The sequence below is a fragment of the Micromonospora sp. NPDC005305 genome, from assembly GCF_040607315.1.
GTDB lineage: Bacteria > Actinomycetota > Actinomycetes > Mycobacteriales > Micromonosporaceae > Micromonospora.
Genome location: NZ_JBEXGL010000010.1, coordinates 75,696 through 96,230, shown reverse-complemented (window position 1 = coordinate 96,230; position 20,535 = coordinate 75,696). Strand labels below are relative to the sequence as shown.

Genomic DNA, 20,535 nt, shown 5'->3' with positions numbered 1-20,535 from the left:
GGCTGGCCCGTGTCGACTAACCTGAACGTGGCCAACGGTTCTCGACGATGACTACGGGGATGCAGCCATGACCGGGCGCACGACAGTGGACGTACTGTCCTTGGAGGACTTCCACCAGCGGCTCGAGCGCCGGCTGAGCGAGGCGGAGTCGGTGTTGAAGAAGCTCAACACCGAGATGCAGTGCCGGCCGCCGGCACTCGGCACGTTCACCGACGCCAACGACAACTCCCGTCGCTACTCCGAGACGCACCAGAGCTACGCCAACCACGTCGAGCGGTTGCGGCGGGCGATCGTGGCAGCCCAGAAGGCCACCAAGAGCATCATGACCAACTACCGGACGGCCGAGGCACGCAACGCCGCCGCCGCGGCCGACATCGTCGCCGCTCTCTCCGGGCTGACCGAGGCGATGAAGCCGAAGGGAGAGGATCCGCGTGTCTGAATACACCCAGCGCTACGAGCACGTCAGCCACAAGGAGCTCTACCAGGGCGTCAACGCCGGTGACCCGAAGCAGATCGACGGGCTGAGCGCCCAGTGGACGTCGATGAAGGGCACCCTCGACGACCTCAGCCGGGATCTGACCGCCGACCTGGACGCGCTGCTGAAGACCTGGACGGGTGACGCCGCCCGCGAGTTCCACCGCCGGCTCAACCTGGTCGCCGACTACTCCGGCAACCTGGCCGAGGGCATGACGGGCATCCGGCAGGGCCTCGACATGATGGCCAGCGAGCTGCGCACCGCCCAGGCGAAGGCGGAGAGCCCCGAGGAGACCGACGACAACGACAAGCTGCTCTCCGGCGCCGGCAAGGGGTTCCTGGTCGGTGGTGTGCCGGGCGCGCTGGTCGGCGGCATCGTCGGCCACGAGCAGGACAAGGCCGAGCAGGAGAAGGCGCACCAGCGGATGGTGCAGGTCGTCGCCAAGCTGGCCGAGGGCTACGACTTCTCGGCCTACGGCCGGATCGTCGTGCCGGAGGCGCCGGACTCGGGGCTCCCGGGTGACGGCGACCCGACGAACCCGACGCTGCGCAGCGGCCCCTCGGTGAGCACGCCGTCGGCCGCGCCGGGCGTGGGCAGCTTCGGTCCCGCGGCGAACGCCACCGCGAGCACCTCGGGCGTGCACCACACCGCCCCGGGCAGCGGCACGGTGGGTGGCGACACGACGGGCGGCGGCACGACCGGCGGCCAGCCCGGCGCGGGCAGCCCGGGCACCATCGGCGCGGGCGGCACGGTCGAGCCGACCGGCACCTCGCTCGCCGGTGCGGCCCCGCTGACCGCGACCGGCCCGACCACCGGCCTGGCGGCGGGCCCCGGGCTCGGCGGCACCAACGCGACCCTGCCGACCGCCGGGGGCGGCGGCTCGTTCTACGGCACGCCCGGCGTGCTGGGCGGCACCGGGTCGCTGGCCGGCTCGGGTGGCGGCTCGGCGACCTCCGGCCGGGTCGGCGGGATCGGCGCCGAGAACCGGTCGGCCGCCGGCACCGGCCGCCTGGCCTCGGGGCGCGGCGTGACGGTCGAGACGGAGAGCCGCTCCACCGGCAAGGGCGGCACGACCGGGCGGCCCGCGATGGCCGGCCGCAACGGTGTGCTGGGCGCGCGTGGCACCGAGGACGACGAGTCCGAGGGCCGGCTGACCTGGCTGACCGAGGACGAGATGGTCTGGTCCGACGGCGAGGCGGCACCGCCGCCGGTGCTCGGCGGCAACTGACCGCAGGTTCACGACGGCGCGGCGTCCCCCACCGGGGCGCCGCGCCGTTTCGCGTCCACCCCCGCGCCGGCCGCCCTACGGGACCGGGTTCGTCCACAGCGAATCGTGGGACGGGTCACGTCGACCGGAAAGATCGTCGAGCTGCACGAGGCGGAGCTGACCGATAGGTTGAAACGGTGCTGCCCGTAGCGTTCGCCTCGTCCCTCTGGACGGCCACGCTGCGCAGGATCGCCCGCACGGCGGTGACCGCCCTCGCGCTCATCGCCGGCGTCACCGGTCCGGCCGCCACGCCGGCCGCCGACCACCTCCACCCGACCGCGACGGCCCGCCCGGCCGTCGACCTCCGGGTCGACGTTCCGGCCGCCGCCCCCGTCGACATGGGCCCGGTCCGCCGGGCGTCCGGCATCCGGCCCGCCGCCGACTCGCCCGTCCGGCACCCGCTCGCCGCGCCGGCCCTGGCCGGGCCGCCGCACCGGGCCATCACCGACGCCTCCGCACCGGTGGCGGACGCGGCCGTCGTGGCGGACTCCGCCCACATGGCCGCCGCCGACCCCGGCCGGGCCGCCATCGCCCGCCGCGGGCCGCCGCGCGCCTGACCGCGCCGACCCGGGTACGCCCCGGGCGCCCCTCGACCGCGCCCGCCGCTCCCCCCGTCGCGTGCCGCCGCGACCCCGCCCGTCGACCGGGCCCCGACCGTTGACTCCGACCGTTCCACCACGAGGTGCTGGTGATGCAGACCGTCTTCTCCACCGTCCTGCCCGACGTTCCCCGAGCCGCCGTGATCTGGCTGGCCCTGCTCGCCGTGGCGGCGACCGTGGTCGCCGCCCTGATCGTCCGCCCGAACCGGTTCCGGTCGGTGTTCGGCGACCGGATCAGCGAGGCCGCCCGGCCGAGCAGCATCGAGCTGGCCGCGCAGGCCCGCGAGCACGCCCGGGAGCAGTCCCGGTACGCGCAGGAGGTGGCGGTGGCCGCGTCCCGGGCGGCGGCGACCGCCGAGCGGCGCCGGACCGAGTGGCTGGCCGCGCAGGAGGAGGTCGAGGAGGCGTGGCGGGCGTCCGAGGCGGCGGAGGAGGATGTCCGCCGGCTGGCCGCCGCCGCGGCGCTGCCCCTGCCCCGCACCGCCCGCACCCCCGCCGAGTACGTGGACCGGGAGCGCTGGCTGCACCGGGCGGCGCTGGACGCCCAGTGGCGCAAGGAGATCACCGTGCAGCAGCTCAGCGACATCCTCGGCCACCAGGGCTGGGATCCGAGCCGGCACCCGGTCGAGCAGGAGCTGCTGCTGCGCCGGCTGGTCCGGGACAACCTCCGCGCCCGGCAGGAGGCCGCCCGGGAGCGGGAGCAGGCTGCCTGGCGGGCCGCCGAGCTGGCCGCCGCCGCCGCGCGGAGCCTGCGCGACGAGGCGTACGCCGCGACCCGACCGGTCACCGAGGCGCAGCCGGCGCTGTCGATCGTGGACCTGACCGGGCCGGAGGCCACCCGTGAGCTGCCGACCTCCGCCCGGGCAGCCGAGGTCACCCGTGAGCTGACCCCGGTGGCCAGGGGGCGGGCGGCCGTCCCGGCGTACTGAGGCGCCGGACACCCGGACGGCGGAGAAGGCGGAGCTGGCCCGGCTCGGTTAGCGTGACCTCGTGTCCCGTGAAGCCTGGATACTCGTCGTGCTCGCCGCCGTCGCCGCGCTGGCGACGCTGGTCGGGGCGGTGCTGCTGGCCGTCCGGGTGGTCCGCACCCGTCGCATGCTGGGCGCGCTCGGGGTCGGCGGCAAGGTCGCCTTCTACGGTGCGCTGATCTACACGATCCTGCCGGTGGATGTGCTCCCCGACCCGATCTACCTGGACGACATGGGTGTGCTGGCCGGGGCGCTGATCTACCTGGGCCGGCTGGCCGCGAAGCACCGGGCCGCGCAGCGGGCGCTGCCCGACCGGTCGGACTCGCCGCCGGGCACGGGCCGGGAGCACCGCCCCGTGTCATGATCGGCGCGGGGCCGGCGGTCGGCCCGCACGAGCGCACCGAGGACGGCACATGGCGGGCGACCACCGGCTGGACCCACATGACGAGCGGGTCGCCCGGTTCTTCCGGGACCGGCATCTCGCCACGCTGACCACGCTGCGCGCGGACGGCACCCCACACGTCGTACCCGTGGGGGTCACCTTCGACGCGGACGCCTGCCTGGCCCGAGTGATCACCTCGGGTGCCTCGGCGAAGGCCCGGCACGTCGCGGCGGCCGGCGCGGCGGGCACGCCCGTGGCGGTGTGCCACCTCGACGGCCGCTGGTGGCTGACCGTGGAGGGCCGGGCGGTGCTGCGCCGCGACCCGGAGTCGGTGGCGGAGGCCGAGCGGCGGTACGCCGTCCGTTACCGCATCCCCCGTCCGAATCCGCAGCGGGTCGTCATCGAGATCGCCGTGACCCGCCTCCTCGGCAGCCTTCCCACGGTCACCACCTGACCCGCCCGTCACCGCGTCGACCACCCGCCCGCGCGCGGTGTCCGGTTAAACCGTGACGGCCGCCACCTGCGGAAATCCGGACCGGCGGCGGTCCGTTGCACCTTCCGTACGAGCGATACGAGCGAGCGGGCAGCCGGTCCGCCGCCCCCGGTGAGCGAGTGGGGCAGCGCCTCCAGTGCGCACCGAGATCCCCCGAGGCACGCCGAGCGCCACTCCCGGTGCCGCGTCTCCGAAACCCGGAGACGTCAACCCCCGAATGGAGCTTCGACATGAACTCGATCTTCCGTAAGAGCATGCTGTCCGTCGCCGGCCTGGTGATGTGCGGCGGGACCGTCGTGGGTCCGGCCGTGGCGGCGCAGGCCGCCCCGTCGGCCGCCCTCAAGGGCAAGGGCGAGCGCAGCGCCGGCTACGAGTACGAGGCGCAGCCGAACTTCTTCTACTGCGGCCCGGCCTCGACCCGCATCGCGCTGTCGGCCGAGGGCAAGGAGGTCAGCCAGGACGAGCTGGCCGCCAAGCTGGGCACCACCGAGAACGGCACCGACTCGGCCCTCGACATCACCCGGGTGCTCAACGAGTACACCGGCGGCAAGTACAAGACCACCGAGATCCGGGACGACGTGGCCACCAAGGAGCAGGTCGAGCGCCTGCGGGCGGACGTCAGGGCCGCCGTCGACCAGGACCGGCCGGTCGTCGCCAACATCCTGGGCGGCGCGCTGGACATCGACGGTGTCGAACACAGCTACCCCGGCCACTACCTGACCGTGGTGCAGTACAAGGACGACGGCAACACGGTGCTGATCGCCGACCCGGCCAGCCCGAACGAGCCGACGTACTGGATGGACGTGACCGAGCTGGCCAACTGGATCGCCGGCCGCGGTTACAGCTCCTGACCGAACCGAGCGAGGGCCGGTCTCCCCGAGCGGGAGGCCGGCCCTCTGCGTCCCCGGCCCCGGACGGTCCCGCTAGAGTCTGACCGTGCCGCGACCGGTGATCTTCGACCTGTTCCACACCCTGGTGCCCGGCGGGGACCCCGAGCGGGACCGGGTGGTCGGTGAGATGGCGCTCATGGTGGGGGTGGAGCCGGCCGCGCTGGTCGAGGCGTACCACGCCACCTGGCGGGACCGGATGACCCATTGGGACGCGGCGGAGACAGTCCGCGTCCTGGCCCGGCGGCTCGGCGGCGCGCCCACCGAGGAGCAGGTGGCCCGGGCGGCGGCGCACCGCCGCGCACTGGCCCGGCGGCTGCTGGCCCGCGTCCCGCCGTCGACCGTCGCGGTGCTGGACGCGCTGCGCGCCGACGGCCACCCGATCGGGCTGGTCAGCAACGCCACCGCGGAAACCGCCGAGGCGTGGCCGTCGACCGGGGTGGCCCGCCGCTTCGACGTGGCGGTCTTCTCCTGCGACGTGCGCCTGGCCAAGCCCGACCCGGCGATCTACCGGCTGGCGGCCGAACGCCTCGGCTTCGAGCCGGCCGACTGCGTCTTCGTCGGCGACGGCGCCGACGGCGAGTTGGCCGGCGCCGCGGCGGTCGGCATGACGGTGGTCCGGACCACCGAGCACAACGACAGCGACCCGGCCTGGGCCGGCCGGGCGCTCACCGCGCTCGGCGAGCTGCCCGACCTGCTGCGCGAGCCGGCTCGGGGGCGCTGACCCGGCGGCGCCCTCCCGCCACGGGGACGGGAGGGCGTCGGGAGCCGGAGGTCAGCGGGTGAGGATCTGGGACAGCACGTCGTGCACGTGGGTGTTCGGGTGCTTGCCGGTGAACTGCTCGGCCAGCGGCCCGTACGCGGTCACCGGCACGTCGGCGCCGGTGTGACCGCTGGTCGTCCAGTCCAGGTTGAAGGTCTGGCTGCTGCCCTTGATCGGGAACGGCCCGTCCTCGGCCGAGATGCCGTCACCGGACTCGTCGGAGGTCGCGGTGTCCTCGACGGTCAGGCCGCCGCACTCGTGGTCGCCGGTCACCACAACGAGGGTGTCCGGGTGGGTGGCCGCGAAGTTGCGGGCGACCGCCACGGCCTTCTCCAGCTCGCCGAGCGCCTGGAGCATCCGGGTGCCGTTGTTGTCGTGGGCGAACTCGTCGATGCCCTCCTCCTCGACGAGGAGGAAGAAGCCCTTCTTGTTCGTCGACAACGTCGAGAGCGCCTTCTCGGTCATCGTGGCCAGGCTGGCCGGCGGGGCGTAGACGTCGCCCTGGCCCTCGGCCCGCTGCTGGAACAGCTCCTCGTTGCCGAAGAGACCGAGCAGCTTGCCGCCCTTGGCGGCTTGGAGCTGCGCCGCGGTGGAGACGTACCGGTAGCCCTTGGCCTTGGCCTTGGCGATCAGGTCGCCCTTGGTGCCCTTGCTGGCCTCGGAGGGGTCCTCGGCCGGCTTGTCCGGGTACGCGCCGCCGTTGCCGGCCGGCAGCCACCAGTCCTCGCCACCGCCGAGGATCACGTCCGGCCGGGTGACGTCCAGGTACTGCCGGGCGATCTCGTCCTGCGCGCCGCGGTCGGCGGTGTTGGCGAAGAACGCGGCCGGGCTGGCGTCGGTGACCTGGGCCGTGGTGACCAGGCCGGTGGACTTGCCGGCCGCCTTGGCCTGCGCGCCGAGGGTGGGCAGCGGGTTGCCGTCCACGTCGACGCTGATCGCGCCGTTGTAGGTCTTCTCGCCGGTGGCCCAGGCGGTGGCCGCCGCGGCCGAGTCGGTGATCGGCGTCTTCGGGTCGTGCGGGCTGGTGGTGAGCTGGCCGGAGTACGGCAGCTTGTCCATGGTGAGCTGGCCGTCGAGCCCGGCCAGGTAGAGGCGGGCCGCCTCGCGCTGGGCGGCGGACATGCCGTCGCCGTTGATGAAGATGACGTTGCGGGCCTTGCCCTTCGCCGCGCCGGCGTCGGCGTCGGTGATCGGGTTGGCCAGGCTCAGTCCGGCGGCGGCCACCACCCCCGCGACGACGGGGGCGAGCAGCCAGCGGCTGGAACGGAAAGTCACGGGTGTCCTCCTGGCGGATGGAACGCTGGGCAGCCATCACGCAACCGCAGCCACCGGCCGGGCAGTTGGCCGTCAGATTAACGGAGGGCGGCCGTTGCCGGGACTCTTGTCGCCCGGGGCAACGGCAGTTGCCTGGTTGGACCGTTCGCCCGGGGGTAGTGGCCAGACGAGCCGTTCCGCAACCCACCGGTAAGGGGCTGTTGAGATGACCGACGTAGAGACGGAGCGGGACGTCGTCGACGTCCTGATGACGGACCACCACGAGGTCGAGGCGATCTTCGTCGAGCTGGAGAGCCGGCAGGGCACCCCCGAGCACCGCCGGCAGCTCGCCGACGTGATGATCGCGGAGCTGGTCCGGCACGCGGTGGCCGAGGAGGCCCACGTCTACCCGGCCGCCCGCAAGGCGCTTCCCGACGGCGACCAGCTCGCCGAGCACGAGATCTCCGAGCACGCCGACGCCGAGCGGACCATGAAGGAACTGGAGTCGGTGGACCCCTCCGACCCGCGCTTCGACGAGCTGCTGGCCCACCTCACGGCGACGATCAGGCACCACGTGCGCGACGAGGAGAACGAACTCTTCCCCCGGTTGCGCGCGGCCTGGGCGAGGGAGGAACTGGTCGAGCTGGCCGGCAAGGTGGAGGCGGCGAAGAAGTCGGCGCCGACCCGGCCGCACCCGGCCGCGCCGGACCACCCGCCGGCGAACAAGCTGCTCGCCCCGGGCGCCGGCCTGGTCGACCGGATGCGCGACGCGCTCAGCGGCCGGCCCACCTCGATGCGGGAGCTGCGCGAGAAGTCCTGACCACCGGTCGCGGCGGCCACGCTCCCGGCACGGGGGGCATGGCCGCCGCTCCGGCACCAGACCTGCCCGTGCGGCTTGTTAGCGTCAGGCCGGACGTCAGTCACGGGCGGAGGCGGTCGGCGTGGATCGGTTCAGGACGCGGTTCGAGGTGCGGGACGAGCGGTTCCGCCGGGTCAACGGCGACGAGTGGACGGAGTGCCTCTGGACCGGTGGCCGCTGGCTGGAGGGCCCGGCCTGGTTCCCCGCCGGGCGTCACCTGGTCTTCAGCGACATCCCCAACGACCGGCTGCTGCGCTGGGACGAGACCACCGGCGCGGTCGGGGTGTTCCGCCAGCCGGCCGGCTACGCCAACGGGCACACCGTCGACCGGCGGGGGCGGCTGGTGAGCTGCGAGCAGGGCGCCCGGCGGGTCACCCGGACCGAGGTCGACGGCACCGACACGGTGCTCGCCGAGCGCTGGCACGGCAAGCGGTTGAACAGCCCCAACGACGTGGTCGAGCACTCCGACGGCTCGATCTGGTTCACCGACCCCAGTTACGGCATCGACAGCGACTACGAGGGCCACCGGGCCGAGAGCGAGATCGGCGGCAACCACGTCTACCGGGTCGACCCGCACGACGGCGAGGTGCGCCTGGTCGCCGACGACTTCGGGCAGCCGAACGGGCTGGCGTTCAACCCCGACGAGTCCCTGCTCTACGTGGTCGACACCCGGGCGAAGCACCTGCGCCGGTTCACGGTGACCGGGGGCGGCGCGCTGCGCGGCGGCGAGGTCTTCGCCACCTGTGACGCCGGCTCCTTCGACGGCGTACGCCTCGACGACGCCGGCCGGGTCTGGGCGGCGGCGCACGACGGGCTGCACTGCTTCGACCCGGACGGCACGCTGCTCGGCAAGCTGCACCTGCCGGAGGTGGTTGCGAACTTCACCTTCGGCGGCCCGAAGCGCAACCAGCTCTACATCTGCGCCTCCAGCTCGCTGTTCAGCCTGCGGGTCAACGTGAACGGCGCGCGCTACCCCGGCTGGTGACCGGTCAGCCCTCCGGGGCGATCCGCCGGAGGCTGTCCACCTCGGAGACGACGATCGCCTCCAGCGGGCAGGACTCCGCCGCGTCCAGCACCGACTCGTCGGCGGCGATCCGCTCGGCCACCGGCCGGGACAGCCCGTCGACCAGCACGAAGTGCCCCGGCGCCACCCCGGCGCAGATCCCCGACCCGATGCACCGGGTCGGGTCGACGTGCAGCCGCCACTCGCTCACTCCGCTCACCCGTCCTCCCCCGGCCCGGTTCCCCAGGCCACCGGCATGGCCAGCAGGCCCCGCACCAGCAGGCCGCTCTTCCAGGTCAGCTCCTCCACGGGCACGGCCAGCCGGAGCCCCGGCGCCCGGTCGAGCAGGGTCTCCAGCACCACCCGCAGCTCCATGCGGGCGAGCTGAGCGCCGACGCAGTGGTGCACGCCGTGCCCGAAGCCGAGGTGCGGATTGACCTCGCGGGTCAGGTCGAGCCGGTCGGCGTCGGCGAAGACGGTGTCGTCCCGGTTGGCCGCCGCGATGTTGACCACGACCGGCTCACCGGCCCGGACCAGCACCCCGCCCAGCTCGATGTCCTCGGTGGCGTAGCGGGGGAAGGCCGCCGTGGCGCCGAGCGGGATGAACCGCATCAGCTCCTCGACGGCGGCCGGCACCAGCTCCGGCCGGTCCCGCAGGGTGTCCCAGGCGCCGGGGGTGGTGAGCAGGACGTACACCATGTTGGGGATCTGGGTCACGGTGGTCTCGTGGCCGGCGGCGAGCAGCCCGGCGGCGAGGATGACCATCTCCTGCTCGGTGAGCCGGTCGGCGTTCTCGTCGCGGGCCCGGACCATGGCGCTGAGCAGGTCGTCGGCGGGTTCGACCCGGCGCCGGGCGACCAGCGCGCCCATGTAGGCGAGCAGGTTGTCGAGGTAGTGCTGGGCCAGCCCCGGCTCCAGCGACGTGGTCGAGACGATCGCCTCGGACCAGGTGTGGAACTTGTCCTGATCGGACACGGGCACGCCGAGCAGCTCGCAGATCACCCGGATGGGCAGCGGCGTGGCCAGGTGCGCCACCAGGTCGGCGGGCGGCCCGGCGGCGAGCAGCCCGTCGACCAGTTCGTCGGCCACCGCCCGGGTGCGCGGCCGCAGCTCCTCGACCCGGCGCGCGGTGAACGCCTTCGCCACGAGCCGGCGCAGCCGGGTGTGCTCCGGCGGGTCCATCGAGAGGATGCCGGTCTCCTGCTGGCGCGGGGTGTTGCGGGGTTCGTCGCGCCCGACCGACGCGGCCCGGCTGAACCGGGGGTCGCCGAGCACCGTCTTCACGTCGGCGTACCGGGTGGCCAGCCAGGCGGGCTCGCCGTAGGGCAGTTGGACCCGGACCAGCGGCTGCTCGCGCAGCTCGGCGTAGCGGGCGTCCAGGTCGAGCCGGACAGGGGCGTTGAACGGGTAGCGCTGCGGGATGGTCGCCTGGGAAGTGTCGGTCACCGGCTGGCTCGCTCTCGTCCACGGCACCGCGGGCGGTGCGGTCGGCTCCGCACGACTCGACGCTGAGTCATGCCCCGACTGCGCATGGTAGCGAGAACGGTCGATGGAAACCAGAGGGTCGTTCCGGTTTCGACACGACGATCCCGGGCCGCCGTGCGGGACGGCCCGGGATCGGATCGCGGTCAGCGGCCGGTGTCGCCCTCGCCGGTCCGCTGCTGCGCCATGTCGACGCCCTTGTCGATCTTCTCGTCGTACTTGCCCTGGGTTCGCTTGTCGGCCATGTCGCCGCCCTTTTCGATCCCCTGGTCGACCTGCTTGTCGTGCTTGTCGGCGAAGTCCTTGGCCTTGTCCATGAAGTCGCTCATGTCGGTTCTCCCTTCGATACCGTGAATGCCTTCCCTGGGGCCGGCGGCACAAACACGCCGCGTCCCGAAGGCGCCCGGGTGTCGGATCCGCGTGCGTCGGGTACCAACGGCCACGATCGAGGAGGCGACGTGGACGAGGACGCGGGGACGCCGGAACCGGCGGCGCGGAGCAGGGCGGCGGGCCCACGGCAGACCTGGGCCGGGCTGCCGTGGCCGGTACGGACGGCGGTCACCTGGAGCGCCTGTCTCGTGGTGGTGGTCGCCGCACTCTGGCTGCTCGGGAAGATCGCGGTGCTGCTGGCCCCGCTGGCCGTCGCGCTGGCCGGCACGCTCTTCCTCACCGCGCTGCTCGACCCCGTGCTGCTCGGGCTGCGCCGGCTCCGGGTGCCGCGGGCGCTGGCCGCCCTGCTCAGCGTCCTGCTGCTGCTCGGCGTCCTGTTCGGCGTCGGTGCGCTGGTGGGGAACCTGACCGCGAGCCAGTTCGGCGAGCTGAGCCAGCAACTCGACCAGGGCCTGGAGCGCAGCCGCGACTTCGTCACCTCCAGCCTGCCGGTCACCGACGAACAGCTCGACCGCCAGATCACGCAGATCCGGGAGGGGTTGAGCGGCAGCGCCCCCGACCCGGTCGCGGGGGCCCGGACGGCCGCCGAGGTGGCCGGCTCGATCCTGCTCGGCCTGGTGCTGCTCTTCTTCCTGCTCAAGGACGGCCGGTCGATGTGGCACTGGGTGCTGCGCCGGATGACCGGCCCACGCCGCGACGTGACCGCCGAGGCGGGCCGGGCCGGGTGGCGGACGCTGAGCGCGTACAGCCGCGGCACGATGATCATCGCGGCCATCGACGCGATCGGCATCGGGCTGGCGCTGGTGGTGCTGCGCGTCCCGCTGGCCCTGCCCCTCGCGCTGATCACCTTCCTCGGCGGTTTCGTGCCGATCATCGGCGCCACCGTGGCCGGCGCGATCGCGGTGCTGGTCGCCCTGGCCGCCAACGGCCCCACCACCGCCCTGCTGACCCTGGCCGCGGTGATCGCCGTGCAGCAGATCGAGGGCAACCTGCTGGAGCCGCTGGTGATGAAACGGCAGGTCCAGCTCCACCCGGCGGTCATCCTGGTGGTGGTCACGGCCGGCACGCTGATCGCCGGCATCGCGGGCGCGTTCGTCTCGGTGCCGATCGCCGCGGTCACCTGGCGGGTGCTGGACACCGTGCAACGCCACCGAGCCGCCCGGCCCGACTGACCCGCGCGACCGACCGGCCCGGCTCCGGCCCGCTCAGGCCGGGTGTGGCTGGCGCAGGTGGGTGGTGAACCAGGTCCCGGCCTGGTCGGCCACCTGCTCCAGGGTGCCCGGCTCCTCGAACAGGTGGGTGGCCCCGGGCACGATCCGCAGCTCGGCGACGTCGCCCAGCTCCGCCGCGGCCTGCTCGTTGAGGACGATCACCTCCTCGTCCAGCCCACCGACGATCAGCAGCGTCGGGGCGCGTACCGCCGAGAGCGAGCTGCCGGCCAGGTCCGGGCGGCCGCCACGGGAGACCACGGCACCCACCTGGTCCGGCCTGGCGGCCGCGGCGACCAGGGCGGCGGCCGCTCCGGTGCTCGCCCCGAACAGCCCGATGGGCAGCCGGCCCAGGGTCGGCTCGCCGGCCATCCAGTCCACGATCGCGGCCAGCCGCTCGGCGAGCATCCCGATGTCGAAGCGCAGCTCGGCGGTGACCGCGTCCCGCTCGTCCTCCTCCGGGGTCAACAGGTCGACCAGCACGGTGCCCAGCGCCCGCCCGTTGAACTCGTGCGCCACCGCCACGTTGCGCGGGCTGTGCCGCGAACTGCCGCTCCCGTGCGCGAACAACACCACCCCCACGGCCCCCGACGGCACGATCACGTCAGCGGCCAGGCCGCCGTCCACCACGGGCACGCTCACCTCACGCGCATCCCCCATACCCCACACCTCCCACCCGCCGCATACCCCCACCCACCCCGACCTCACCTCCGGAGGTTGCCTTGACGTCGGCGGCAAGGTTTAGCGTGAGGGCGGTCAGGGGGCGAGCAGCAGGTCGGGGTGGGTGGGATGCGGATCGGTGAGTTGGCCGAGCGGGCCGGGACCAGCACCCGGACCCTGCGCTACTACGAGTCCCACGGGCTGGTGTGCCCGCGCCGGTCGGCGAACGGCTACCGGATCTACGACGAGGCGGAGCTGCGCGTCGTGCACGAGATCCGGGCGCTGCTGGCCGTCGGCTTCGGGCTGGACGACATCCGGCCGTTCGTGGCCTGCCTGCGGGCCGGCAACAGCTCCGGCGACGTGTGCCCCGACTCCGTGGCCGTGCTGCGGCGCAAGCTCGCCGAGGTGGACGACTACCTCGACCGGCTCGGCGAGGTCCGTCACCAGCTGCACGACCAGCTCGCCCGCGCGATCGCCCATCGGGAGGAAACATGCCTCAGGACACGCACCAGGGCCGACTGACCGCGGTCACCGACGACACCTTCGCGGCCACCGTGCTGGCCGCCGACCGGCCGGTGGTGGTCGACTTCTGGGCGGAGTGGTGCCCGCCCTGCCGCCCGGTCTCCCGGCACCTGGCGGAGCTGGCCGAGGAGTTCGGCGACGCGCTGCGCTTCGTCACCGTGAACTCGGACGAGAACCCGCAGAGCACGCGGGCGTACCAGGTGATGTCGATGCCGACGATGCTCGTGTTCCGGGACGGTCAGGTGGTCGGTTCGATCGTCGGCGCCCGGCCCAAGAACCACCTGCGGCTGAGCTTCGCCCGGCACCTGGACGGTTGAGCCCGCCGGAATCGGGAAGGCGCGGGGTGACCACGGACCCCGACGGATCGCGAGGCTCGTCATGGCGAAACAGGACAGGTCCCGAGAGCAGGAACTCACCGATCAGGAAAACCGCAAACAGGAGCTGAAGGGCTCGCCGGACTGGGCGGACCGCGCCTCCGTGGCACGCACCGCCGACGACGCGCGGGCGACGGCGCCGCGCGACGCCGGCGGCCGGCCGTCCAACGGCCGCCAGTTCTGAGGTACGCCGACGAAGCCCCGGCCCGCGCACACGCGGGGCGGGGCTTCGCTCAGGCCATGTTCTCGGGCAGGTGCAGCAGCGGCGCCCGGCCCGGCGGCTGTTCCGGCTGCGGCCCCGGGGGGTGCGCCGGCGGCACCGGCACGGTGACCGGCTGGGCGGCGGTGACCCGCAGCGGCTCGCCGTGGTGCCGCAGCTCCAGCACGGTGTCGGACCCGCCGTTGCGCAGCGAGTACGTCGTCTGGTGCGGCCGGACGTCGACCCGCAGCCGCAGGGACTGCCACTGGAGGGAGAACTCCAGCCGGCTCAGCCGGCTGGAGAGTCGGGGCGAGAAGGAGAGCGTCCCGTCGTGGTCGCGCAGGCCGCCGAAGCCGGCGACGAGGGCGATCCAGGCCCCGGCCAGCGAGGCCATGTGCACGCCGTCCCGGGTGTTCTCGTTGAGGTCGTGCAGGTCCATGAGCGCGGCCTCGCGCAGGTAGCGGTGGGCCAGCTCGGGGTGACCCACCTCGACCGCCATGACGGCCTGCGTGCAGGCGCTCAGCGAGGAGTCCCGCACGGTGCGCCGCTCGTAGTAGAGGAAGTTCCGCACCTTCTCCGCGTCGCTGAACGCGTCGCCGCGCCAGTGCATGGCGAGCACCAGGTCCGCCTGCTTGACGACCTGCTTCCGGTACAGGTCGAAGTACGGGTAGTGCAGCAGCAGCGGGTACTTCTCCGGCGGCGTGTGCTCGAAGTCCCACTCCTGCAACCGGGTGAAGCCCTCGACCTGCCCGTGCACCCCGAACTCCGGGTCGTACGGGATGTGCATGGCGTGGGCCGCGTCCCGCCAGGCGGCCGCCTCCTCCTCCGTGACGCCGAGGTCCTGGGCCTGGTCGCGGTGGCGCATCGCGCAGTCGGCCGCGGTGAGCAGGTTCCGCTGTGCCATGAGGTTGGTGTAGACGTTGTCGTTCTTCACGGCGGTGTACTCGTCCGGGCCGGTCACCCCGTCGATGTGGAACCGGCCGGTGCGGTCGTGGTGGCCGAGCGAGCGCCACAGCCGCGCCGTCTCGACCAGCAGTTCGAGCCCGATCTCCTCTTCCAGCGCCCGGTCGCCGGTGACCAGCACGTAGCGGCGCAGCGCGTCGGCCACGTCGGCGGCGATGTGGAACGCGGCGGTCCCGGCCGGCCAGTACGCCGACGACTCGGCCCCCTCGATGGTCCGCCAGGGGAAGGCGGCCCCGGCCAGGTTCAACGTCCGGGCCCGCTCCTGCGCTTGGGCGAGGGTCGAGTAGCGCCACTGCAGCGCGTCCCGCACCGCACCCGGCTGCGTGTAGGTGAGCACCGGCAGCACGAACATCTCGGTGTCCCAGAAGGCGTGCCCGTCGTACCCCGGGCCGGTGAGGCCCTTGGCGGCGATGGGCCGGCGTTCCGCGCGGGCGCCGGCCTGGAGCACGTGGAACAGCCCGAACCGGACCGCCTGCTGCACCTCCGGGTCACCCTCCACCCGCACGTCGGCGGCATCCCAGAACTCGTCGAGGTATTCGCGCTGCTCCCGGCGCAGCCCGTCCCAGCCGTCCAGCCGGGCCGCGGCCAGCGCCGCACCGACCTGGTCGCGCAGCGCCGGCAGCGACCGCCGACTGGACCAGCCGTACGTCAGGTACTTGACCACCCGCAGCGTCTGGCCGGGCTTGAGCACGCAGCCGATGGTGGTGCGCACCCAGTCCTCGTAGCCCTCGGACTCGAGGGTGACCCGCTCCGGGGCGTCCACGTCGTGGGCCATGGCCGCGGCGACCCGCAGCCCGCTGACCTTGGTGCGGTGGATGAGCAGGCCACCGTCGTCGGTGGTCAGCTCCTCCTCCGCCTGCAACGGCGATTCGAGTACGGCGGCGACGCGGGGATCCTTGCTCTGCGGCGGCAGGGTCTCGTTGGCCACCAGCTCGGACTGGACAATGAGCCGCAGCGGCCCGTCCAGCGCCTCGACCTCGTAGTGGATCGCGGCCACCGCCCGCTGGGTGAAGGACACCAGCCGGGTGCTGCGGACCTTCACGTCCCGGCCGGCGGGCGAGCGCCAGTGCAGCTCGCGGTGCAGGGTGCCGGCGCGCAGGTCGAGGACCCGCTCGTGGGAGATGAGTTCGCCGTACCGGACGTCGAGCGGCTCGTCGTCGACCAGCAGCCGGAGCAGCTTGCCGTTGGTGACGTTGACGACGGACTGCCCGGACTCGGGGAAGCCGAAGCCGGCCTCCGCGTAGGGCAGGGGCCGCAGCTCGTAGAAGGAGTTGAGGTAGGTGCCGGGCAGGCCGTGCGGCTCGCCCTCGTCGAGGTTGCCGCGCAGCCCGACGTGACCGTTGGAGAGCGCGAAGACCGACTCGGACTGGGCCAGCACGTCCATGTCGAGCCGGGTCTCCCGGACGTGCCACGGCTCGACCGGGTACGCCCGTTCCCGGATCACGCGTGGGCCCCGGTCAGCAGTTCCGACAGGTCGGTGACCACCACGTCGGCGCCGTGGGCACGCAGGTCGTCGGCCTGGCCGACCCGGTCGACGCCGACCACGTACCCGAAGCCGCCGGCCTTCCCGGCGGCGACGCCGGCCAGCGCGTCCTCGAAGACGGCCGCGTTCGCCGGCTCCACGCCGAGCAGTTGCGCACCGGCGAGGAAGGTGTCCGGGTGCGGCTTGCCGCGCAGCCCGCGCTCGCGGGCGACCAGCCCGTCCACCCGGGCCTCCAACAGCGGCTCCAGCCCGGCGGCGGCGACCACGTCCCGGCAGTTGGCGCTGGCCGAGACCACGGCCCGGCGCAGCCCGGCGGTCACGGCCGCCTCCAGGTAGCGCACCGAGCCCTCGTAGACCTCGACGCCGTCGGTGTGGATCCGCTTGAGCAGGATGACGTTCTTCCGGTTGCCCACCCCGTTGACGGTGTCCGCCTCGGGCGGGTCGTCCGGCGACCCCTCGGGCAGGGTGATCCCGCGCGAGGCCAGGAAGGAGCGCACCCCGTCGGCCCGCGGCTTTCCGTCCACGTACCGGTTGTAGTCCGGGCCGGGGTCGAACGGGCGGAACGGCTCGCCGGTGGCCGCCGCGCGCGCCTTCAGGAACGCGTTGAACGTCTCGGTCCAGGCGGCGTTGTGCACCTTGGCGGTCTGCGTGAGCACACCGTCCAGGTCGAAGAGACAGGCGGTCACCTGCGCGGGTAGGCCCAGCATTGCCTGAATCTATCCAGGGCACCGGCCGGGCAAACCCGATTCGGACCTCAGCGGTTCGGGCGAAGTGTCCAGATCACGGTGAGCGCCGAGGTCACGGTGCCGTCCTCGGTGCCGATCTCCACCTCGACCGGGAACTCCGGCCGCTGCCCGGCGTCCAGCTCGGCGAGCACCTCGGCCGGGGTGCGCCCCAGCCGCGCGGTGGCCAGCACCGGCCCCAGGGCGACCTTCTGGTAGCGGATGGTGGCGGTCACGGCGAGGGGTACGGCCCGGTCGAGCACCTGCCCGAACGCGGCGAGCACCACGGCACCGGAGGCGGTCTCCCCGAGGGTGAACATGGCGCCGGCGTGCGGGCCGCCGACGTGGTTGTGGTGCTCCGGGACGTCGGGGAGCCGGACCACGGCCCGGACACCGCCCTCGGCCTCGGGGGCGACCTCGACGAATTCGATACCGAGCGTGCGGGCGAACGGCACGGCCTCCAGCAGACCGGCCGCGACCTGGCGAGAGTCGATGGACATGCCCAGACGCTACTCGTGAGTAACTTGCTGGGCAAGGGCCGATCGGCGGGCTTGCCCGACGAAAGCGGCCCAGCTCAGCGGCGTGAAGGTCAGCACCGGGCCGCGCCGGTCCTTGCTGTCCCGCACGGCCACCACGCCGGGCAGGTTGTCTGCGACCTCGACGCAGTTGCCGGAGTTGCCGCTGCTACGGGTGCTCTTGCGCCAGATCGCGCCGGTCAGGTCCATCGCTCTGCCGCCTCCGAGATCGCCGCCAGGGTGGCTCCGTGCGGCATGGCTTCCGCGCGCACGGACTCCCAGATCTGCCGCAGGGAGTTTACGTCGACTGTCCGCTCGACGATGTGGCCCTGCAACTGGTTATCCAGGTAGCCCACATCGTCGCCATCGGGCGGGGTGGCGAGCACGAACGCCCCGTTCAACCCTGGGTAGGCACCGACACCACCCGGCACCAGGTGGAGGTGGATTCGCGGCCGGCGGCCCACTTCGACCAGGTGCCGCAACTGCTCTCGCATCACCTCCGGGCCGCCAACCGGGCGCTCCAACACGGTGTAGTCGAACACCGCCACGAGCTGCGGCGGGCTCGGCCGGTGCAGCACAGCCTGGCGTGCCAACCGGGCGACCACCTGCTGCTCCATCTCGTCGCCCACGAGCGGGCTCGCACCCTCGTGCAGCGACCGGGCGTATGCCTCCGTCTGCAGCAAGCCGGGCACGACCAGCGGCTCAAAGCTCCGCAGCGTCGTCGCCTCCTGCTCGACGCTCACCCATTCGCGGAACCACGGCATCAGGCTCTCGCGGACCAGGGTGTCCCGGATGCGCACCAGCAGGCCACCGGCCCGCAGCGCCTCGTCGCAGCGCTGGGCGAACTCCTCCCGGGGCGGGCGGCGGCACTGCTCCACGGCCGCCACCAGCGAGGCCGAGTAGTTGACCCGCTCGCCCAACGCCTCCTGGGACAGCCCGGCGTCGCCGCGCAGCCGGCGCAGCTCGCCGGCGAACAGTTCCAGCATCGGCATCCGGCTCATCTGCACACCTCTGCACAACGGGGGTGGCCGATCGCACGGCCGGGCTGGTGGGGACGGAACGGCTTCCGACCCTAGCCCCACGGTGACCAGACTGTCACCCAGCGGAGCCGCCCCGTACCCGTCAAGGGCCCGCTCCGGGGCCCGCCCCATCCCCCGAGCCGGGGCGGGCCCACCCCAACGAAGCGAGGCGCCATGCACCCACCACGGCAAGCAGATCTTGGTGGCAAACGGCCCCTTGAGGGGCCACCCGGTACCAAGATCTCGAACGAAGTGACCACAACGGACGGAACGGTTGGCGAGCGGCCGAGGGCGTACCCGTCACATGCCCCGCCGCACACGCCGCTGCGGCCCGTGTGGTGCTGCCGGGCCTGCGGGCAGCCGTGGCCCTGCGCACAGGCACGCCTGCTGCTCAAGGCCGAGTACGCGGACGACCAGATCGGCCTCTCGCTCTACCTGTGCGGGCTGCTCCACGAGGCGGCCCGTGACCTCTACCGCCTGAATCCGGACGACGGCCCGGCGCCGGCCGACCTGTTCCGCCGGTTCGTGGCCTGGGGCCCCTACCGCCGGCCGGTCGTCAACCCGCCGTAGCTGTTAAGCGGGGTCCCCTTCTCTACCGAATGCGTTAAGAGGGGGCCCTTCCTTGCACCTCAGCGCCAGCCGACGTCGATCCGGTCACCGCGCTCGTCGAAGAAATGCAGCGCGTCCATCCGCACCTGGACGGCGAGCGGGTGCCCGGCCGACACCTGCGGGTACGGGGCCAGCCGCACGGCCAGCTCCGCGGGACGGCGGTGGTGCCGGCCCAGGTCGGGGAGCACGCTGGTGCGGTTCCCGCTGCCGCTCGGCGCGGCGGAGACGGGTGCGTCCGCCGGCCGGCCGGCGAGCCGCTGCATGACCTGACCGAACCGGCGCAGGCCGCGCTGGCCGGGGGCGCTGTCCTCGGGCCGGCTGCCCATCTCGTCGACCACGATGGCCGTGGCGCCGATGTCGAGGAAGGCCAGGGACTCGTGGCCGTGGTGCTCCAGGTAGCGGATCCGGCCGTGCAGCACGTCACCGGCGGTGTCCGGGGCGACCGGGGTGAGGGCCTCGGCCCGCATGCCGACCACGATCCGCTCGCCGTGGTAGTGGGCCACGGCCCGGCTGCGGATGTCGTCCCACGGCAGGTAGAGCGACTGCTCGCCGAGGTTCAGCGTGACGTACCGGTCGAGGTGGACGTAGACCGACGCCTCCAGCAGGTTCATCCGCGGGCTGCCGAGGAAGGCGGCGACGTAGAGGGTGGCGGGGCGCCCGTACACCTGGGTGGGGGTGCCCACGTCCTGGAGCACCCCCTTGCGCATGATGGCGACCCGGTCGGCCATGGTGAGGGCCTCGGCCTGGTCGTGCGTGACGTAGATGGTGGTGACGCCCAGCTCGCGGGTCAGTCCGGAGATCTCGGCGCGCAGCTCGGCGCGGAGGCCGCTGTCCAGGTTGGAGAGGGGCTCGTCCATGAGGAACAGGCCTGGCCGGCGCACTATGGCCCGCCCCATGGCCACCCGCTGCCGCTGGCCGCCGGAGAGCTGGCTGGGCTTGCGCGCCAGCACGTCGCCGATGCCCAGCGCGCCCGCCACGTCCTGGATCCGCTCGCCGCGCGGCCCGGGCTCGACGCCGGAGAGCCGGAGGGGGAAGCCGATGTTGTCGCCGACGGTCATGTGCGGGTAGAGCGCGAAGTCCTGGAAGACCATGGCGATCTTCCGCTCCCGGGGCGGCAGGTCGTTGGCCACCTCGCCGCCGAGCATCACGGCGCCCGAGGTGGGATCCTCCAGCCCGGCGACCATCCGCAGCACGGTGGACTTGCCGCAGCCCGAGGGGCCGAGCAGCACCATGAACTCGCCGTCGTTGACGTCCAGATTGATGGTGTCGACCGCGATTGTCCCGTCCTGGAACACCTTGGTGACATCCTTGAGCGCGACGGTGGTCACCGTCTGCCTCCCCAGTTCTCGGCCGAACCCGGGAATGACTGTGGCCAGGATCATGCCGCCCGCGCATCGGGTAAACGTGCCATGTTCGACTCGTGAAAGAACCATTAACGA

Annotated in this window: 26 protein-coding genes; 15 read left to right on the top strand and 11 right to left on the bottom strand. The window is 73.2% G+C overall.

Features of this window, described 5'->3' with window-relative positions; genetic code table 11:
• Window positions 1-67: 67 nt before the first annotated feature.
• From ABZS80_RS18720 to ABZS80_RS18685, 8 genes are all read left to right on the top strand, one after another.
• Window positions 68-439, top strand: coding sequence for a hypothetical protein (locus ABZS80_RS18720; RefSeq protein ID WP_151462492.1), 372 nt, complete (start codon window positions 68-70; stop codon window positions 437-439).
• On the top strand, window positions 432-1,703 hold the full coding sequence (locus ABZS80_RS18715; RefSeq protein ID WP_355057373.1) for a WXG100 family type VII secretion target: 1,272 nt from the start codon (window positions 432-434) through the stop codon (window positions 1,701-1,703). The genes ABZS80_RS18720 and ABZS80_RS18715 overlap by 8 nt, the downstream gene beginning before the upstream one ends.
• Before the next feature lie 176 nt (window positions 1,704-1,879).
• Entirely contained in the window at window positions 1,880-2,299 is a 420-nt protein-coding gene (locus ABZS80_RS18710; RefSeq protein ID WP_355057371.1) for a hypothetical protein, read from the top strand.
• A 134-nt stretch (window positions 2,300-2,433) separates the two neighbouring features.
• Complete coding sequence (locus ABZS80_RS18705) at window positions 2,434-3,270, top strand: hypothetical protein (protein ID WP_355057369.1); 837 nt, start codon at window positions 2,434-2,436, stop codon at window positions 3,268-3,270.
• 61 nt (window positions 3,271-3,331) lie between these two features.
• A complete protein-coding gene (locus tag ABZS80_RS18700) occupies window positions 3,332-3,673 on the top strand; it encodes a YkvA family protein (RefSeq protein ID WP_355057367.1) in 342 nt (113 codons plus the stop codon).
• 49 nt (window positions 3,674-3,722) lie between these two features.
• The gene (locus ABZS80_RS18695) at window positions 3,723-4,145 is read left to right on the top strand and encodes a pyridoxamine 5'-phosphate oxidase family protein (protein ID WP_355057365.1); all 423 of its coding nucleotides are present in this window, start codon (window positions 3,723-3,725) and stop codon (window positions 4,143-4,145) included.
• Window positions 4,146-4,414: 269 nt separating this feature from the next.
• The gene (locus ABZS80_RS18690; protein ID WP_151462486.1) at window positions 4,415-5,035 is read left to right on the top strand and encodes a C39 family peptidase; all 621 of its coding nucleotides are present in this window, start codon (window positions 4,415-4,417) and stop codon (window positions 5,033-5,035) included.
• Between the two features lie 85 nt (window positions 5,036-5,120).
• Window positions 5,121-5,795, top strand: a complete 675-nt coding sequence (locus tag ABZS80_RS18685; protein WP_355057363.1) for an HAD-IA family hydrolase — start codon at window positions 5,121-5,123, stop codon at window positions 5,793-5,795.
• A gap of 51 nt (window positions 5,796-5,846) precedes the next feature.
• Here the strand turns inward: ABZS80_RS18685 and ABZS80_RS18680 are convergent, their stop codons facing one another.
• The gene (locus ABZS80_RS18680) at window positions 5,847-7,109 is read right to left on the bottom strand and encodes an alkaline phosphatase (RefSeq protein ID WP_355057361.1); all 1,263 of its coding nucleotides are present in this window, start codon (window positions 7,107-7,109) and stop codon (window positions 5,847-5,849) included.
• Between the two features lie 205 nt (window positions 7,110-7,314).
• On the opposite strand from ABZS80_RS18680, the gene ABZS80_RS18675 reads away from it, so the two are divergent.
• Complete coding sequence (locus ABZS80_RS18675; protein ID WP_355057359.1) at window positions 7,315-7,908, top strand: hemerythrin domain-containing protein; 594 nt, start codon at window positions 7,315-7,317, stop codon at window positions 7,906-7,908.
• A gap of 121 nt (window positions 7,909-8,029) precedes the next feature.
• Window positions 8,030-8,932 (top strand): SMP-30/gluconolactonase/LRE family protein, encoded by a 903-nt coding sequence (locus ABZS80_RS18670; protein ID WP_355057357.1) that lies wholly within the window; start codon window positions 8,030-8,032, stop codon window positions 8,930-8,932.
• A 4-nt stretch (window positions 8,933-8,936) separates the two neighbouring features.
• On the opposite strand, the gene ABZS80_RS18665 is transcribed toward ABZS80_RS18670, so the two are convergent.
• From ABZS80_RS18665 to ABZS80_RS18655, 3 genes are all read right to left on the bottom strand, one after another.
• A complete protein-coding gene (locus tag ABZS80_RS18665; RefSeq protein ID WP_151462480.1) occupies window positions 8,937-9,170 on the bottom strand; it encodes a ferredoxin in 234 nt (77 codons plus the stop codon).
• Window positions 9,167-10,396 (bottom strand): cytochrome P450, encoded by a 1,230-nt coding sequence (locus tag ABZS80_RS18660; protein WP_355057355.1) that lies wholly within the window; start codon window positions 10,394-10,396, stop codon window positions 9,167-9,169. The genes ABZS80_RS18665 and ABZS80_RS18660 overlap by 4 nt, the downstream gene beginning before the upstream one ends.
• A gap of 182 nt (window positions 10,397-10,578) precedes the next feature.
• Window positions 10,579-10,761, bottom strand: coding sequence for an antitoxin (locus ABZS80_RS18655; RefSeq protein WP_313723353.1), 183 nt, complete (start codon window positions 10,759-10,761; stop codon window positions 10,579-10,581).
• A gap of 129 nt (window positions 10,762-10,890) precedes the next feature.
• Between ABZS80_RS18655 and ABZS80_RS18650 the strand changes: the two genes are divergently transcribed.
• Window positions 10,891-11,994 carry an AI-2E family transporter gene (locus tag ABZS80_RS18650; protein ID WP_355057353.1) on the top strand — a complete coding sequence of 368 codons (1,104 nt, stop codon included), beginning with the start codon at window positions 10,891-10,893 and terminating at the stop codon, window positions 11,992-11,994.
• 33 nt (window positions 11,995-12,027) lie between these two features.
• Here ABZS80_RS18650 and ABZS80_RS18645 read toward each other — a convergent pair whose 3' ends face one another.
• Window positions 12,028-12,690 carry a dienelactone hydrolase family protein gene (locus ABZS80_RS18645; RefSeq protein ID WP_355057351.1) on the bottom strand — a complete coding sequence of 221 codons (663 nt, stop codon included), beginning with the start codon at window positions 12,688-12,690 and terminating at the stop codon, window positions 12,028-12,030.
• 129 nt (window positions 12,691-12,819) lie between these two features.
• Between ABZS80_RS18645 and ABZS80_RS18640 the strand changes: the two genes are divergently transcribed.
• The 3 genes from ABZS80_RS18640 (at window position 12,820) to ABZS80_RS18630 (ending at window position 13,770) form a co-directional block, all read left to right on the top strand.
• Window positions 12,820-13,212: a MerR family transcriptional regulator gene (locus ABZS80_RS18640; RefSeq protein ID WP_355057349.1), complete on the top strand. Its 393-nt coding sequence runs from the start codon at window positions 12,820-12,822 to the stop codon at window positions 13,210-13,212.
• Window positions 13,182-13,529 carry a thioredoxin gene (trxA, locus tag ABZS80_RS18635; protein WP_355057347.1) on the top strand — a complete coding sequence of 116 codons (348 nt, stop codon included), beginning with the start codon at window positions 13,182-13,184 and terminating at the stop codon, window positions 13,527-13,529. Before ABZS80_RS18640 ends, trxA begins: the two co-directional genes overlap by 31 nt.
• 61 nt (window positions 13,530-13,590) lie before the next feature.
• Window positions 13,591-13,770, top strand: coding sequence for a hypothetical protein (locus ABZS80_RS18630; protein ID WP_262283215.1), 180 nt, complete (start codon window positions 13,591-13,593; stop codon window positions 13,768-13,770).
• A 49-nt stretch (window positions 13,771-13,819) separates the two neighbouring features.
• Here the strand turns inward: ABZS80_RS18630 and ABZS80_RS18625 are convergent, their stop codons facing one another.
• From ABZS80_RS18625 to ABZS80_RS18605, 5 genes are read right to left on the bottom strand one after another with little or no spacing between them, the layout of a single operon-like run.
• Window positions 13,820-16,192: a glycosyl hydrolase family 65 protein gene (locus ABZS80_RS18625; protein WP_355057345.1), complete on the bottom strand. Its 2,373-nt coding sequence runs from the start codon at window positions 16,190-16,192 to the stop codon at window positions 13,820-13,822.
• Window positions 16,189-16,938, bottom strand: coding sequence for a beta-phosphoglucomutase family hydrolase (locus tag ABZS80_RS18620; protein WP_355057343.1), 750 nt, complete (start codon window positions 16,936-16,938; stop codon window positions 16,189-16,191). The genes ABZS80_RS18625 and ABZS80_RS18620 overlap by 4 nt, the downstream gene beginning before the upstream one ends.
• Before the next feature lie 47 nt (window positions 16,939-16,985).
• Window positions 16,986-17,453 (bottom strand): DUF4442 domain-containing protein, encoded by a 468-nt coding sequence (locus tag ABZS80_RS18615; RefSeq protein WP_355057341.1) that lies wholly within the window; start codon window positions 17,451-17,453, stop codon window positions 16,986-16,988.
• A gap of 9 nt (window positions 17,454-17,462) precedes the next feature.
• Entirely contained in the window at window positions 17,463-17,678 is a 216-nt protein-coding gene (locus ABZS80_RS18610) for a DUF397 domain-containing protein (RefSeq protein ID WP_355057339.1), read from the bottom strand.
• The gene (locus ABZS80_RS18605; protein WP_355057338.1) at window positions 17,669-18,469 is read right to left on the bottom strand and encodes a helix-turn-helix transcriptional regulator; all 801 of its coding nucleotides are present in this window, start codon (window positions 18,467-18,469) and stop codon (window positions 17,669-17,671) included. Before ABZS80_RS18605 ends, ABZS80_RS18610 begins: the two co-directional genes overlap by 10 nt.
• A 270-nt stretch (window positions 18,470-18,739) precedes the next feature.
• Here ABZS80_RS18605 and ABZS80_RS18600 point away from each other — a divergent pair, with 270 nt between their 5' ends.
• Window positions 18,740-19,057 carry a hypothetical protein gene (locus ABZS80_RS18600; RefSeq protein ID WP_355057336.1) on the top strand — a complete coding sequence of 106 codons (318 nt, stop codon included), beginning with the start codon at window positions 18,740-18,742 and terminating at the stop codon, window positions 19,055-19,057.
• 59 nt (window positions 19,058-19,116) lie between these two features.
• Here ABZS80_RS18600 and ABZS80_RS18595 read toward each other — a convergent pair whose 3' ends face one another.
• Entirely contained in the window at window positions 19,117-20,424 is a 1,308-nt protein-coding gene (locus tag ABZS80_RS18595) for an ABC transporter ATP-binding protein (RefSeq protein WP_355057334.1), read from the bottom strand.
• Window positions 20,425-20,535 lie beyond the last annotated feature (111 nt).